Raw genomic sequence first — 16106 nt, forward strand, 5'->3', positions numbered from 1 at the left:
ATGAGCGATACTGGCCTAGAGCAACTAGCAAAATTGAGTGGTACTTCGGCAGACCGCGTAGAGGACCTGCTTTCCCTTTTAGAAGCGCCTGCCAGTTTGACCCATCTGGTATTAGTCATGAGCAACCTGCAGCGTGCACTGAAAGCGATTCAGGAGATCGAGGGCTTACGGGAGAACCTTGAGGAAGGAGATGAGGTAGAAGGGCAGGCGAGTCTTTTAAACTATCTGCCGCTGATAGGTCAGCTTGTTACTTCAGTGGAAGCATCAAATCCCTATAGCTGTCCAGACGAGTGGCTGGATCGATCAGGCAAACAGCGAGGCATTATTAATGACCATCCCGAATGGGCCATGCTGATTCTGACGCCTGGCTCTGAATGCTACGACCATGGTGGTTACTGGCAGCATACTGGTGTTGTCATGGCGTGCTCGGCCATTCAGCGAAGGCGGCATCAAGAACGTATTGGTTCTGAGATAACTGCCGCCTGCCGAGATATCCGCACAATTGGTCAAGGCAAGAAGGCCCTTTCGCTACTGGAGCAAGTAGATACTGATACCACTCTTAAAGGCTATTATCAGAAACATCTGCTTGAAGGAGTAGGTGAAGGTGATGAGGTTCGTGAATCCCTGGCTGGCATTGAACTGCTCGTTCGTAAGGTGCTCAGCCTTAAAGGCAAAACACGGGAAGGTGGAGGAGGAGGTGGCCGATCAGGTCGACTAGTTGAACGGCAGGTGGTGTTGCCGGACGGTGATGATGAGGATAGAGAAGGACCTGAGGTATCGGTTCAGTTCTCGGAGTCGATCGGCGACGAACAGTCTCAGGGGCGCCAGCGCACAGCGGGGCTACATCCTAAAGAGACCCAGAAGCTGCGCGCCGTTTCCTTTACGGAGAGTATAGCATCACCTACGTTAGGCTTTGATCTTAGGGATTTGATCAGGCGCCAGAAAAGCCGAATCAAGCATATCAGTCAGTCTAATCAGCGCCTTTTCTATCGCTATGCGAGTCTCGGTCGGGTCGAGTTGGCGACGGCGGCGGAACTCGCCTTTCAGCTATTTACTGGGCGAGGACGTTTTGAGCAACGTGATGCAGAAGGTGTTTATGCTGGCCTGCTACTGTTGCTGATGATCTGGCTTGGGCGACCCGTCGAGCAACTACTGGGAATGCGCGTCTACAACCATCAAGGTGAGCTGCCGAAACACCGCAAGGAAGTGCTCGCTTTTCTGATTGACGAGCACGCTTTCGTGTTGCCGATTCCCACGCCGGAGTGGCGCAACAGCCTTCAGGACGACGCGAAAACGCTGCTCTATACGGCCGGTGCTAGCACGCCTGCATTGGTAGATGACGTGGTAGTGGTCGCAAGCCCCGTGCGGATTGGCAAGTTTATCTCAAACCTTGGGTTAGCGCGAAAGGGGCGAGCAAAATACCGTGGATTGTTTCCCGAACACCGCCGTGAAGCGATTGAAGGTGCAATGCGTGCGGCGGTGTCGAAAGCCAACCGTGCCCATCGTATGCGGCTAACACCGCTGCGGATCAGTCAGGCCCTGTTCGATGAGATTGTTGGTCACTCCAGCGACTGGGTAGACGCTTACCTGCTGACCGGGCAACGTTTCACCATCGCTGATGTGGCCGCCCATTATTACAGCGTTCCAGCTGGCTACCTTGAGGCCCTTTATCATGAAGCGGCCGTATCGCTACGCAATAGTATCTATAAGTACCTGAGCGTCGAAGAGAAACACTATTATGCCTTTCAGCAACCCGTTTCGAACAGTGGCGACCACGGCAGTAAGTTGAACCTCAAGCCGATGTTGCTGACTCGTTTGGTCAAACATCTTAAGAATGATCTGCGGGCAGCAAAGCGTCTGGCACCCGGCGAGGAGAGCTGGCGGCAGGTGCACAATCATTACGTGGCCTATATGGCTTTCTGGATTCTTTTTGCGACCGGTTACAGGGCTGTCAATGACCTGGTTTTTCGTTGGCGGGAAATCGACTTTGATACAGGTTTTCTGGTGATCTCCGACAAAGACGACGAAGCGATGAGCCAAGCGAGGGTGGTCTGGTTGTTGCCGGAGGTGCTTGAGCAGCTACGTTGTTATGCCTATCACTTGGAAGTTTTGCAGGCCCGTCTGTATCAGCGTAACTCCCTTTATGAGCACCTAGATGCGGTGCTGAGCGAGCCACGGCCGAACGTACCGCTGATGTTCTTTATTAGTGACAGCTGGCAGGTGGTGCAGCTTTCACCGGAGAATCTGAGGCAGCAAGTACCTATTTTTACATTACCAATCAACGCCAGTCGGCACTATCTGCGCAGCACCCTTCGCGCCGAAGGCGTCCGTGGTGAGCTGGTCAACGCTTTCTTGGGGCATGCCCAGCAAGGTCAGGAGCCGTTTGGTGGATTCTCCACATTGTCTCCCGTTGAGATGTTTCGAGAATTAGCGCCGGTTCTAAGCAAAATGCGCCGCGAAGCAGGGTGGACGGTTCAGCAGGGGCTAGCGGATGTCTGATCAGGTCGAGGAGGTTTGGAGCGGCTGGAAGTTGATAAAAGTTCCAGAAGGAGCCGGCGGTGCCGAGGCGCGTCACAGACAGCATTTAATAAATAGGCGTCGCCACCAAATGGCAGTACTTGAACTGCTACAGAAAGCGCATCCCGGCCTGGTTCGAGGTCAGTATGGTGTCAAGGTGCTGCCCGAGACCACCCAGCAGTGGGAGGAGACCCTGCAAACAACCGACAGTGGTTCTGTCGTGGAAATGCGGAACAAGATCAACTTCTTGTCACTTGGGTTGCGGCGTGGGCAGCAGGAACTAGGGTGGGAAGTGGTCGTTCCAGCACCGCTGCACTTGGTCAGGCCCGCGGCAAGTGTCTTTACGCCCTCATCCTTTGAAGCAATGAGCTATTACCGTGACTGGTGCCGATATGCCGACTACGCGATTCAACAAGCAGATTTTCAGGCACTTCTTTTGCACGACAACGCGGACCAAGGACACCGTAGGTTCGAACCCGAAATGATCAGCTGGGGGCTGTTTCTTTATTGTGTTATGACGCGTGATAGTTTGCTGGGTACCAAGTTTTTGAATTCACTGCCTTTAGCCACCTCTACATTAGCCGTGTATAAGTCGTTTGCCTGGCTGGTTTTGCATGAGATGGTGCCGGGTGACATGCCTGGCAAAGTACCTCCACGCAGTCGCTGGCACTTGGGTGTGTCGACATTAGCCGTCTTGATGCGTCATATCGAGCAATTTGGCCATCCTGGTGAGAAGGTAAATGGCTATCAGCAGGCCAAGATGCTGACAAAGACATCATGGCTCCATTTTTGTCGTGCTATAGGGGCGAAGGCGCTGACACTTTCAGAGTGTCAGGAGCATGCTGCGACCGCTTTTCGACTGCATGTACCTGCTTATCTGGTCAATAGTGCGCTTGGCAAGCAGCAGGGTACTTCGCTTGCCGAGGCCCGTTGGCAGCAGTTGCTCTGCGGTGGGTACAGAGTACACGCGAAACAGGAAGCTAATCAGGTAAGCGATGAGGCCACAGTAGTTGAAACCGGGCTCCCACCGATGGCGACGAAGCAACTTGGCCGTGATCAGCCGTTATATGAGGGACGCAAGCTGCTTAAGTTGCTGCATGACATCCTCTACAAACGCAGGGAAGAGAAACGCCTAGGCTATGGGCAGCTTGCCCGAGAACTAGAGAATGCCGTTACCGCCTCTCAACAGATGGCGCCCATTGTCGAATGTCTCTGCCGTTGGTTGCTTTTTCTGCACCGCACAAAAAAACGCAAGCAGTCGACCCTGTATAAATATCTCGGTATCAGCATGCCGCTTTTACAGGCAATGGGGGACACATTAGTCGATCAGGATCGGCTTGCTATCTTAGTCGAAGCCTATCAGTGCGTGGTGGAGCAGGCGAAGACCGAGAAAAATCGCAGCTATCGTTGGACAGTGTTGCGCTCGTTTCATACGTTTCTTGTCGCTGATCTTGGCTTGGCCAACGTGTACATGGAGTTCAGCGGAGACGGCGCGGCGGTGTCACATCATGCCGATGCCAACTGCTTATCGGAAGAAGAGTACCGTCAAGTGTCGGGTTACCTGGCCTCCCAGGCGGCCAGTGCGATGGGTGCTATTCGTTACTGGATATTTGTACTCGGTTTTCGCGCAGGACTTAGGATAGGTGAGGCTCTTTCTATCCAGCTAGATGACATCTTGCTGAATCAGATGCTGGAACATACCGACGTTACCCTTCTAATTCGCAATAACGCCTATGTTGCCATCAAGAGTCATGATTCACGCCGACAGCTGCCCTTGCACTACTTGCTGACAGAGACTGAGTTAGATGACTTTAAGGCCTTTGTCATCAAACGGCACAGCGTGGCAACACATGGTCGTGTCATGCTGTTCGGCGAGGGGGGTAATTCTGTATCTCCATTGCGAGATGACATAGTGCAGACGGAAATTCATACAGGCATGCGGCGTATCACCGGTGATCCAAGCCTGCGCTTTCATCATTTGCGCCACTCGCTGGCTAACTATTTGCTGCTCTCTTTTCATGGTGTTGAGGTTCCGTGGCCAGTGCCTCAACATCATGCAGCTCTATGGGAGAAAGTGGTTAATGGCCCATCCCGCTCAGGGCTGTATTTCATAGCCCAAGTGATGGGGCATGCATCCCCCGAAGTAACTCTTCGTAGCTATTTACATTTTAACTGCCTATTGTCTGATCATTATTGCCACCAAAAATCTAACTCGGTAGAGGGCAGCCTTCCCAGCCATGCGATTGCTCAATTGGAAGCCTTGGATAGATTGATTGAGGTTAAATCGGCGACCCTACGTAAATGGCAAGAGCGCTTCGGTGAGCGGCCGCCTCTATGGCTCCAGAAGGCCTTTCCGATGTGCCCGTTGATTGATGTAGAGCAGCAGGATGTTATGCCCTATCCGGCACTACCAGATAAGGTTCTCCTTGAACGCCAAGGCCTGAGCGAGCTCTCGCTGGAACAAATTGCAGCCGCTTTAGACCTCTTGCATAAGAGGAGTTTTGAAGACGTTGAGCGTATCTTTAATCTTCGTGACGGCGAGGCAGAAGGGTTAATTTCATGCGCGGTACGAGTGCTGACCGCACGCACACGACAAGGGAAGAGTGCCTTTCGCCACTATCGGCTCACCAAAGGCAAGCAGCCAGCGGCGAGTAATAGTGCACCTCCCCGGTTTCCAATGCCGCACTCGCTTGCAGAACGTCCGGTGGCGTATGCGATGTACCAAGCGATCTGGTCGCAATGGTTTGAGCATCACCCCGATGTACTTCGTAAACATCTTCGCTTCTTCTATCGCTACCACCGTGCCACCGACGGGCATGTATGGATTCGTGATGTCGATGACGGTTTGGACTTTGTGAGTTGGGTGGTGAGTTTAGATGCTGGCGTCAAAGCTGTCATTGAGGTGATACCTAGTGCTCTATCATCTCTTCCTGCAAAAAAGCAGCTCAGTGAATGGAAGAAACGACTGCCGTCGCATTATCACAAGGTCGAGTGGCAATTAAAGTCAATGGGATCCCGCTTCAACAAGCCGCTTGGTACGGGGAATGTGAAGTTCTATGTTGTTAACCAAAATAAGCGTTCTCATAGTGGGTACCCTGCGCGCTATGTGTTGGTGTTGGCATGTATCGTGATGGCTGCAGTGGCCAGGCATGAACAGCAGAATAAGCCCTTGCAAGAAAAAAAGCGTATTCGGAGCTTATAAGTGCAGAATCCGAAATGGAAGAGTCAGACAAGTAAGCCATTAATAACATGGACTGCTATCTATGATCGTTAGGCTGGTTGATCAAGGGGGAGTTGTCGCCCCGGCCCGGCGCTGTAGGGGTAAGGTGTGTCTGAACGAAAGGAAGTGGTAAAAAGTAGGTGATTTAAGCAGAGCCAATAGATTTTTAGTGGTATTGCGTCCTGAGTGCGTTACTTGCTGAGGAGCTATATGAAATCCGGGCTAGCAAACGGCCAATATTGTCGATCAAGCAAATCTTCTAGGGTTGCCGGGCGTTGTGTCTGGCGCGTTAGCAGGACGGACAGTGGCCACCAGCCTTCTCATACAAGCTCAAATTCATATTGTGCACGGCAAATCGCTAATTTTTCCACAGCCGCCAGTCATCACCGTTCATTCGATGGTTACCACAACGCTGCCTGCTATTTTAAGAGCTCGTGATGAGAAACATGAGCTGCATCAGCAGGCTCTTTTTCTTTTCAAAGAGTTAAAACAGATACTGGATGACTATACCAAGCCGCAAGCCAGGGTAACGGCAAAATCAATGGAGCAACTGGTAACACAGCGAAGCGGTAAGTTAAGTAGTGCCATCACGCTGTTGGTGATCTGGATTGTGTCGGTTATCCGGATGGGCAAAGGAAGGACAGGAAGGCGCTCTAAGTCGTTCGAAAACAGTAATATTCATAACTACTGGGGGGTATTGTGTAAGCTTTTGAGGAGCTGGCGTACGATGTCGATCTGATGGTACTAGGTAGCAAAGAGGCCACCGTTTTTATGCAGGTTTGTTTGACTAGCAAAAAATCCAGTTAAGAGATATGAGCTATTTTAGCCATTTTTCATAGCGTAGCCGCTTTACAAGGTATTGAAGAGCCTGACTGGGATGAGCTTCCCGTTGCAGAACAAGGACGGCACGTGAGAGCTGAGATGCTCCCGGAACAACGGATAGAAACATCTCAACGAGACCCTGATATTGCATGTTTACTTCAGTTTGTATTGCCGTGCGCTTATCGCTTTGGTGTAAGGCTAAATGAAGCGAGAGGATTGCGCAGGCGAGTTTGGTGTGAATCTAAGGCTAACTGGGCTTTTAATATACGCAAGAGGAACCCATTCGAACATTAGGTTGGAAATTCCTAAGACTTTTTAATGGAAATTAGCAGCTGCTCCGGTTACGTTTGATCCCTTGGTGGCGAGAAATTTTTGCCTGCTACGCATCTTGGATAACGGATGTTCAGCCATGTGGCATGACAATGAGACGGCTATTGATTACCTGAATTTTGGCGTAGTGGCTGATGCTTGTGCGAGTATGCTTAAGCGCGCAAATGGCGCTCCTATTTCCATTGGAGTGTCTGGGGGATGGGGAGCAGGTAAGTCATCTTTGATAAAGATGGTTGCTGCACGGTTGCACACACTATCCGAATCAGATGGAAGCGAAAAACCAGATAATACCTTCGTCGTGCTAACTTTCAATCCGTGGCTATATCAGGATTTTGAATCTGCGCGAAGTGCTCTGCTTCAAATCGTAGGTGACGAGATTGTTCGGCTTGCGAAAGAAAACGAGACCATAGCAGATAAGGTTGATGAGCTATGGCGTCGTATCAACCTCCTCAGGATTGCTCAGTTGAGCGGTGAAGCCGCACTGACATTAACGACTGGCATTCCGGCTGGAGCACTCGGCAAAACGTTCAATTCCATCGTTAACTTCCTTTCTACGGACGCAAGAAAAACACAAGAGGTAGACGTGGATGCTGAGGGTATCGCGGCTGCGGCGGCGGGTTTATTGAGACCGAGTGAGCCGTTTTCCATGCCGGCTCATATCCAAGCCTTCCGTGACACGCTGGAAAGCCTTCTCGACGACCTAAAAGTCACCTTGGTCATTTTTGTCGATGATTTGGATCGGTGCCTTCCACAAACTGCTATTTCAACGCTGGAGTCTATTCGCCTGCTGCTATTTATCCCCCGCAGCGCATTCGTCGTTGCTGCCGATAACGACTTTATTAAGGCAGCGGTAAAAGTTCATTTCGATGGGGCTGGGATTTCGAGTGACGTCGCCACCAATTACTTTGACAAGCTCATCCAGGTTCCACTTCACGTTCCGCGGCTTGGTCTCAATGAGGCAAAAGCCTACCTGGCACTGCTCTTGCTCGAGCGAGAGGCCAAGGCTGGTACTTTCACTAAAGAGAAGTTCGAAAGCGCGCTCAAGCTTATTCCCGAAAGACTGAGAAACAGCTGGAGAGGCGATACGATCAATCAAGAGTTTCTCTATGAACTAGTCGGAACAGACGAAACATTGAGAAGCTTGATGAATCTCGCAGAGGGATTGGCGTCTCTGCTTCATCGCTCATCAGCAGTCAATGCTAACCCTCGGCTTATGAAGCGCTTCCTAAACACAGTTTATCTACGAGAGGCTCTTTCTGCGCCGCAGGGAATCAAGCTAGATATCGCTGCATTGGCGAAATGGCACCTTATTGAGCGTTGTGATGAAACTCTAGCTGAAGCGTTGGCTGGACAGGTGCATTCGGACAATGACGGTCGAGTAGAGGTTCTTGCTGAAGCAGAGAGTGCTGCTGCAAGCCAGGCTCGGTTGCCCGAGCCTTTCAAGGACAACCCTTTTACTCGTCAGTGGCTCGATTTGCCACCTGCACTTGGTACTGAAGATTTACGCCCATTGCTTCACCTGAGCCGTGACTCGGGCACGCGTGACTTTGGCGATGACAACATGACGCCTGACTCAAGAAAACTTCGTGATGCTCTAAAGACTGCCACTAGTGGGCATAAATCCCTCACAGACCTTATGAACAAGATTGGGCCTGATCAGACCGAACTGGCGATGTCCAAAGCATGGCTGAGCTGTAGCACCACTCGCAATTGGAAGCGCAATGATGAAATTGTGATGCTTATTGAGTGCTGCAAGGTTTTTCCGGAAATTGGAAAAAAAGCAGCCAGTTTGTTAGAACAAGCCCCTCTAAAGCAAGTCGGGCCCGGCATTATTCCCACCCTAGGTGCCCAACCATGGGCGCACGAGGTCTTAGATCGTTGGAAGGATCTTAACGAACTGCCTAAGACAACTAAGAATGCGATTGTGAACTTGAAGGCGAAGCGCTGATGGGGACTTCAACATCTAGTAGTGGTGGCCGTGCAGGATCTCCTTTTGACCCAGAATGGCTCGCTCCAGATGGAGCGGCACCAAGCAATCCTGATGGTGAAACACAGTCAGATCCTGAACAAGGCATTGGCGAGGGGGCGCCTGACAGTGATTCGCCTGTGGCAGGCGAGAATGTTATTGCTCCAGATCGTCGCTTTGGTCCTGCGCGATCGCAAATGGGTTCTTACCTAAAAAATGGCAATCGCGACAATCTTCGTGGTGCTATCCGGAGCATGGTGTCAAAAGGAATGGGAGGAGCAAGCCGTGCTGCTTCCACTATGCGTAGCACAGCAAAAGGAGCCGGGGCTCTCGGCCAGTTCCTCGAAGCAGTTCGAGATGGTACGGATCCGCGAGTAACGGACTGGGTCGCACGCTGTAGGGCGGCCAATCTTTCCGCTTCTGACTTGGCGCTTGAGGTCTTAAAAGAGGTTATCTCAGATTCGGGTAGTATTGACGAAGAATCTTTGCGTGACGCAGGTACTAATGCGCTAGCCAAGCTCTACGAGAACCACCCGAACGTCGATATTTTTGATTTAACAGATGCTCAAATTGCCGAAGTGATTGGTCTGACAATTGCTAATCAAATCTGTCAGCGCATCGATATGCAGCTCGGGCAGACCTACGAAAAACTTAAGCATGACCCAGCCCAGATCCAAGAGCGCCGAACGGACATAAGAGAGTGGGTCTGGGCAGAGGTACGGGTGACCCTGGAGGAGAAAAAAGCCTCACATACAGACCCTAAGAACTTGGCGCAATCAGTCCTTCAATCTGCTTTGCAGGTATTTGCCGAATGAACAAGATTTTATGCTCCACCGTGGATCGAATACCGCAGCAGCTGCAAGCAGGTGAGAGAGTTTTCTCGTATTTTAAAGGAGCCAAACGCAATGATGTTGGCGCAATTGCCAACCGTTGGCATGGAACACTGAAGCGAGCGGGATTCCGGCCATCACCGGTAGTTTGGGACTTTGTTCAGTTTTGTCTTGCGGTCTGTAGTGCTGACTTGGCCAGCCCCAGAAATACCAGTGCAGACGGGTGGACGCGCACGATCCAACTCACTGTAGGGCTTTGTGAACCGCTGCGGTGGGTACCACTCAAGCAACATCTTGAGGAAATGCTAAAGATTTTGACTGGCGACTACTGGACCCTAATTTTTAATGATGCAGGGGCTAAGCCTCCTCAGGGAGATGGTGACTATCTCCAGAACGACTGCGTTTCTTTGCTATCAGGTGGGCTCGATAGCCTGATTGGGGGCATCAATTTAGTGACTGAAGAAAAGCGCCCTTTGTTCGTTTCCCAGCTTGCGCATAAGGACTCGGAGCGGCAGCGACGCTATGCTAAATTGCTGGCAGGCACTGGCTCACATTATCAGTGGAGCCACGGCATAAGTTTCAAAGGTGTGCGGGAATCGTCAACTCGTGCCCGGTCCTTGGCTTTCTACGCGTTTGCCGTGCTCGCCTCTACAAAGATCAATTTGCCTAAGCCGCAGATCTACATTCCTGAAAATGGCTTTATCTGTATTAATCCTCCGTTGGTACCTGGACGAGTGTCGAGCCTGAGTACACGCACAACTCACCCGCTCTTCATTGGCATGCTCCAGAATGTGCTTGATGAACTGGGGATATCTGTGGAGCTGGTATTGCCTTATCGCTTGCAAACCAAAGGCGAGATGATGCGAGGCTGCCTCGATCCAGAGAAGTTGAGAGAGTTGGCTTCAGACTCCACAAGCTGCGGGCGGTTCAGGACTTATAATCGTCAGCACTGTGGTCGTTGTGTACCTTGCCTGATTCGTCGCGCTGCGTTCTTGGCTTGGGAACCAGAATCCGATACCACCGACTATCGTTTTCCATCCGTAGTAGGCAGCGATAAGTCCGGTGGCCCCGATGACCCTATGGCAGTAGCTCTGGCTGTGCTTGATGCCAAGCAGAGAGGACTGGATCGATTCCTGGGGGCACACTGACTTTTGCATCAATTGAGGAGCGTCCAGGCTATCGCCGAGTCCTCAAGCAGGGGCTTGCTGAATTGGAAGCCGTTCTTGCTCAGGATCAGTTGCTTTGATTGACTTTCATTGTCACGTAGATCTCTATCCCAAAGCTAGAGAAGTGCATGCCGAGGCACTGCGTCGTAACTTATTCACTTGGCTAGTAACTACGAGCCCGAAAGCCTTCCAGGCAACGAGCTCGGTGCTCAGTCATCACGAGTCAATGTTGATCAGCCCCGGCCTGCACCCTGAGATCGCTGGCGATCGTTTTCAGGAGTTGGATATTCTCATAGAGCTGATTGATGGTGCCAATGCTGTCGGTGAGATCGGTTTGGATGGCTCCAAGAGGTTTGCCTCTAGCTACCTAAAGCAGAAGCAAGTTTTTGCTACTGCCGTGAAGCGATGTCATGACTTGGGTGGGCGAGCGCTCAGTATCCATTCGAGGCAGGCGGTTCCAGACGTGTTAACGCTACTTAGAGAGTTCCCTGACCACGGTATCCCGGTTTTGCATTGGTTCACCGGAACGGTATCGGAGCTTAAAGCCGCCGCGGCGCAAGGCTGCTGGTTCAGCATTGGCCCAGCAGCTTTCCATTCTGCGGCCGGGAAGGCATTGGCCAAAAAGCTTCCGAAGGAAAAGGTCGTTCCTGAAAGTGATGGTCCCTTTGCACAGTTAGATGATCAACCCGTGATGCCATGGGATTTCGAAATCACGTCCAGTCTGCTTAGCAAAGCTTGGGCAATGCCATTGATAGATGTTCACTATCAATTGATTAGCAATGCCAAAGTATTGCTTGATCAGATGGGCCGTACTACGGCAGCGGCAAGTCTCATTTAATAGATAAGTTGCAGCTATAACCCTTAAGATGAGTGGTTGTGTAGCTGGTAGTCTCTTTTTGTCAATTGAGCGTGCGATGGTTGCCGTTAGCCATCACTTTCTCACGAGTAGGTTGAACTCAGTAAGGTGTTAGTCGTTCTCCATCATCGGCCGCTTGTGCATGGTTAGCCTCGATTACCACGACTGTCAATTACGCGATGACTAGCTTATTTGCAAAATCCCCAGAATAATGGACCAGAACATATACCCAAGATAAGGGTGCCTAAGCATATGACCACACCAACTAGTTTGCGTGAAGCAGAGATGGAAGCAAGATCGCGTCGAGCCGTGACGGAAAGCGGCGATTGGTTAACTGTCGATGAGATATTGCATTTGCCAGGCGTCAGCTCACGTAGTGACTGTGTTCATCCTGCGCAGTGGAAACAACAAGGTGACATTTTTACGATTAACGACCATGGTACCGAATACTATCCTGCGTTTGGGCTTGAGAAAGATGCTGGCTACAGACCATACCGCGTCATGTCGAAAATCATCGACATCTTCAAAGATGATAAAAGCGGGTGGGGAATGGCCTTTTGGTTCCAGTCGGCAAATAGCTATCTTGGCGGGCTAAAACCTCAGAATCTGATAGCCACAGATCCTGATCTCGTTATCGACGCCGCTCTTGATGAGGTTCAAGAAATCTTGCACGGGTAGTGAGTACAACGATCAGGAATATTGGCAACAACGATCGACACGCCTCAATCGATCCAACAAGGTAATGAGGTCTCTGTCCTTAACTGGATGGAAAAAGCTTCCCGCAGCAAGTGAGGTCTGTCTTGTGTGATAGGGCAGCCGCTATAAGCCCATAGGACTATGCTTTCACTGGGGTCGGTGTTACTCAGGGTACTTTCCCTCGATCAATCTGTATTGGAAGTTTTGTGGTGAGGTTTACTACCAAATAGGTGGAAGCCAAGCCAAAATAAAACCGCACACACCTGCAAGAACGCGCCAACTTGATACCTCATTAAGCCAGCTACACCCGAATCAACAGCAGGCTTGTCCTACCACCACTCACAAGTCATTCAGAAAGCCAGAATAATCATCGCTACCAAGCCGGTGAGACAAACGGCGCCTAGCAAAATCCTATCCTTCGCGACAACCACCTCTTTTCCTTATTATTATATTTATGGGGCAGAACCGTCATACCCCTATTTTGGCGCATCCCCCATTGCACAGGCTAATCGGCATTGCTGTTTGCCTTACGGCAACAGCGCTGCTGGAGGTGGTGTTTCTGATATTATTGGGAGTCGCTGTATCCTACGTCATATCCAAATTCCTAAGACGCACGCTTTAGTAATCGTTGATGCACTGGGCTCAAACCGGCCTGAGAGGTTGGTGTGAATCGCTTTCTTGGTACTGGATCGGAGCAATCGCTAGATGTCGGTAGTTTAGGAATCATGGTCAGTTTTGCGCGTACACTTCTGTACGCCTAGACTATAAATATATAGTGTTGGTGTACACCTGTGAAACAGATGACAGCTCTGCAGCGACTGGACAGCTGGGACAAAACCGGGCGAAGCGTATTCACGCGAAATGACCTGGCAAAGATATTTCATGAAGACAGCCCAAAAACCCTTCAGGAAGGGATCAACCGACTGCGTAAGCATGGCATTCTCGAAGGCGTAGCCAGGGGAGTCTATTGCTACTCCCTTTCGCGTACTCCCGACTCCTATCGGCTGGAACGAATCGCTCGGGCCATGCGCCGAGGGGAGTACAGCTACGTCTCGCTAGAGTCAGCCCTGTCAGAGTATGGGGCCATCTCACAAATCCCCGTCGATCGCCTAACCATTATGACAACAGGCCGTAAAGGGACGCACCGCACCCCTTATGGAACCATTGAGTTCACGCATACAAGCAGGCCCATCATCGAGCTGCTGCCGCGCATGCGTGACATTGGGCGGCCGCTCAAGATGGCGACGCCTGACGCTGCCTGGGCAGATCTCAAACGTGTGGGCCGAAATACCTATTTAGTAGATGTGGAGATGATCCATGGCCAGGATTGAGCCTGAGGGTTTTGCCAAGCTCGTTGACATGGCAATGGAAGATCCCGGACGCAATGCGATGCAGCAAGTCCTCGAAAAAGAACGTCTGCACTTCGACATTTTATTCGCTCCAGCGTCGAAGAGTGCGATACACGTAGCGGCTAGCCGAGGAGAACCCACGCGGCATCAACTCGAAGGCTACGACCCGGGCTAATACTCCGAAGCCTACGAGTTCGGGGTGATCGACTTCATCAACTGGGGCAGCGAGCAGATGCAGGAGAATCTTGGCTGTAGCGTCCCTAGCCTGCAAGTTGTGCGTGGCTAAATCAGCTGTTGTTGAGGGGAGGCATCCAGTCGGTTCGCCAGACATTCGTAAATCCATACGGTGCTGGCCCCCCACATCAGATGAACTGTAGTGGCATAGTGAATTTGGCCACCTACTTAGAGGTGCTAATATGCACCAAGACATCACTAGGTGGCAGCATGGTAACAAGACCAAAACGTAACTTTAGCCCTGAATTCCGACTCGAAGCAGCACAGCTAGTCGTCGATCAACACTACACGGTTCGTGAAGCGGCTGAAGCCATGAATGTGGGGTATTCGAGCATGGATAAATGGGTTCGTCAGTTACGCCAAGAGCGTGATGGCCAAAGCCCTAAAGCAACGCCCATGACACCCGATCAGCTCAGGATTCGCGAGCTTGAAAAGCGCATCCGTGACATTGAGATGGAAAAAGACATCCTAAAAAAGGCTACCGCTCTCTTGATGTCGGACTCCCTGAACACTTCTCGCTAATCGAGAAACTCAAGACGAGCTACCCGGTAAAAAAACTGTGTGACGTGTTTGGCGTGCATCGCAGCAGCTTTAAATACTGGAGACAACGTTCAAAAAGACCTGTGTGTGCCACGAAGACTAAGGAAATAGCCAAGGTCAGAGAGCTCTTTCGCGAGAGCGAAGGCTCTGCAGGGGCGCGCAGCATCGCAGAGATGGCGACAAGGCAGGATGTGCCGTTAAGTCGCTATCGCGCTGGCCGCCTGATGGAAAAGCTTGGCCTAATTAGCTGCCAAGTGCCTGGGCACACCTACAAGAAAACAGGTGATGAACATGTTGAGGTACCGAACCACTTAGCGCGTCAGTTTAACGTTGAGGCGCCCAACCGCGTTTGGTGTGGCGACGTCACATATATCTGGACTGGCAAACGCTGGGCTTATCTAGCCGTTGTCATGGACTTATTTGCTAGGAAAACGATTGGCTGGTCGATGTCGTTATCGCCCGATAGCGAACTCACCAGCAGCGCATTGAAAATGGCTTATGAGAGCCGTGGGCGGCCAAAAGGGGTTATGTTCCACAGCGACCAGGGCAGTCATTATACGAGCCGTAAGTTTCGTCAGACACTCTGGAAATGCCAGGTAAAACAAAGCCTAAGCCGACGTGGTAATTGCTGGGATAATGCGCCAATGGAGCGTTTCTTCAGGAGCTTAAAGGTTGAATGGGTGCCAACGTATGGCTATCGCTCATTCTTGCAGGGGCAGCATCATATCGTGAACTATTTAATCGGGTATTACAGCCAGCTTAGGCCTCACCAGCATAACGGTGCTATGAGTCCGAACCAGGCAGAGGAAAAGTACTGGGTTAACTATAAAGCGGTGGCCAGTTTTACTTGACCACTACAAACGGCAATCATTAGCCGGCGGCGATTGGCTGGATGAAGGTGAGGCGGCGAGAGGATATGCAGCACCGGAAACCAGACGAAATAGCTCGCTGCCCATATCGCCACGCCGTAGCCGCTGCCGTAGACCAAAGGATGTGCGATTCATTGGCGTGTGGCGGGGTATAGCGCCCCAGCGAAAGCACCATAGCAAAAGTGGCTGACAAGGCTTAGCTCGACATGCTGCTCTTCGTCCAATAGCCCATCCGCCTCCACCTTCTGCAGAAGATTCTGGATTATCTCACGCGGCAGCAACGGGTAGCGCTCTTCTCGTTGGAGTCGCCGATAGAGTGCCTCCATGGCAAGGGTCATGGGAATGGTGGCGAGCAGGCCGCCGATGGCACCGGCCAAGTAGCGATTCGTGGCTTCCTCCTTGAAGCATATGCTGGCTTACATGGCTCTCCATAGTCGAGAATATGGCCAAGCGCCCGGTACTACGTGAAGCGCCACGATGTATGTTTTATAGATTGCTCTTTGGAAACCGGTAGTTTTTTGTTGTTGATATCCCTAGGATCACATTGTGTGCCTATGCTGTCACAGCACTGATTTAGCAACAGTCTTCCGGACATATTTTTAAGCGCTTACCGTTAACATACCGCTGTCGAAGGGTAATGCCAGACCGTCTACTTTCAAGAAACCGCGTAAGCGTTTGAGAGGATAAGATGGGTAGGTTTGTTGGGAGGAG

General features: G+C 51.2%; 12 protein-coding genes. 11 read left to right on the top strand and 1 reads right to left on the bottom strand.

Going from position 1 to position 16106, the window contains the following annotated elements:
* The 11 genes from CTT34_RS02115 to CTT34_RS02165 all read left to right on the top strand — a co-directional run bounded on the left by CTT34_RS02115 (position 1) and on the right by CTT34_RS02165 (position 15377).
* On the top strand, positions 1-2499 hold the full coding sequence (locus CTT34_RS02115; RefSeq protein ID WP_159340840.1) for a hypothetical protein: 2499 nt from the start codon (positions 1-3) through the stop codon (positions 2497-2499).
* Positions 2492-5719: a site-specific integrase gene (locus tag CTT34_RS02120; RefSeq protein WP_159340841.1), complete on the top strand. Its 3228-nt coding sequence runs from the start codon at positions 2492-2494 to the stop codon at positions 5717-5719. The genes CTT34_RS02115 and CTT34_RS02120 overlap by 8 nt, the downstream gene beginning before the upstream one ends.
* Positions 5720-6041: 322 nt before the next feature.
* Positions 6042-6476: a hypothetical protein gene (locus CTT34_RS02125; RefSeq protein ID WP_159340842.1), complete on the top strand. Its 435-nt coding sequence runs from the start codon at positions 6042-6044 to the stop codon at positions 6474-6476.
* A gap of 492 nt (positions 6477-6968) precedes the next feature.
* A complete protein-coding gene (locus CTT34_RS02130) occupies positions 6969-8837 on the top strand; it encodes a KAP family P-loop NTPase fold protein (RefSeq protein ID WP_159340843.1) in 1869 nt (622 codons plus the stop codon).
* Positions 8837-9670 (top strand): Qat anti-phage system associated protein QatB, encoded by an 834-nt coding sequence (gene qatB / locus CTT34_RS02135; RefSeq protein WP_159340844.1) that lies wholly within the window; start codon positions 8837-8839, stop codon positions 9668-9670. Before CTT34_RS02130 ends, qatB begins: the two co-directional genes overlap by 1 nt.
* Positions 9667-10833, top strand: a complete 1167-nt coding sequence (gene qatC / locus CTT34_RS02140; RefSeq protein WP_254436439.1) for a Qat anti-phage system QueC-like protein QatC — start codon at positions 9667-9669, stop codon at positions 10831-10833. The genes qatB and qatC overlap by 4 nt, the downstream gene beginning before the upstream one ends.
* Before the next feature lie 94 nt (positions 10834-10927).
* Positions 10928-11689, top strand: a complete 762-nt coding sequence (gene qatD / locus CTT34_RS02145) for a Qat anti-phage system TatD family nuclease QatD (protein ID WP_159340845.1) — start codon at positions 10928-10930, stop codon at positions 11687-11689.
* Positions 11690-11959: 270 nt separating this feature from the next.
* The gene (locus tag CTT34_RS02150; protein ID WP_227404197.1) at positions 11960-12385 is read left to right on the top strand and encodes a hypothetical protein; all 426 of its coding nucleotides are present in this window, start codon (positions 11960-11962) and stop codon (positions 12383-12385) included.
* A gap of 818 nt (positions 12386-13203) precedes the next feature.
* Positions 13204-13734: a type IV toxin-antitoxin system AbiEi family antitoxin gene (gene abiEi / locus CTT34_RS02155; RefSeq protein ID WP_254436478.1), complete on the top strand. Its 531-nt coding sequence runs from the start codon at positions 13204-13206 to the stop codon at positions 13732-13734.
* The gene (locus CTT34_RS18660; RefSeq protein WP_162527870.1) at positions 13721-13927 is read left to right on the top strand and encodes a hypothetical protein; all 207 of its coding nucleotides are present in this window, start codon (positions 13721-13723) and stop codon (positions 13925-13927) included. Before abiEi ends, CTT34_RS18660 begins: the two co-directional genes overlap by 14 nt.
* A 269-nt stretch (positions 13928-14196) precedes the next feature.
* Positions 14197-15377 (top strand): IS3 family transposase gene (locus CTT34_RS02165; protein ID WP_159340847.1). Its coding sequence is split into 2 segments (ribosomal slippage): positions 14197-14464 and positions 14464-15377, totalling 1182 coding nucleotides; the frame shifts between segments, so codons are not numbered across the junction.
* A gap of 149 nt (positions 15378-15526) precedes the next feature.
* On the opposite strand, the gene CTT34_RS18365 is transcribed toward CTT34_RS02165, so the two are convergent.
* Positions 15527-15772, bottom strand: coding sequence for a hypothetical protein (locus CTT34_RS18365; RefSeq protein ID WP_227404199.1), 246 nt, complete (start codon positions 15770-15772; stop codon positions 15527-15529).
* Positions 15773-16106 lie beyond the last annotated feature (334 nt).

The organism is Halomonas meridiana (assembly GCF_009846525.1).
Classification (GTDB): Bacteria; Pseudomonadota; Gammaproteobacteria; order Pseudomonadales; family Halomonadaceae; genus Vreelandella.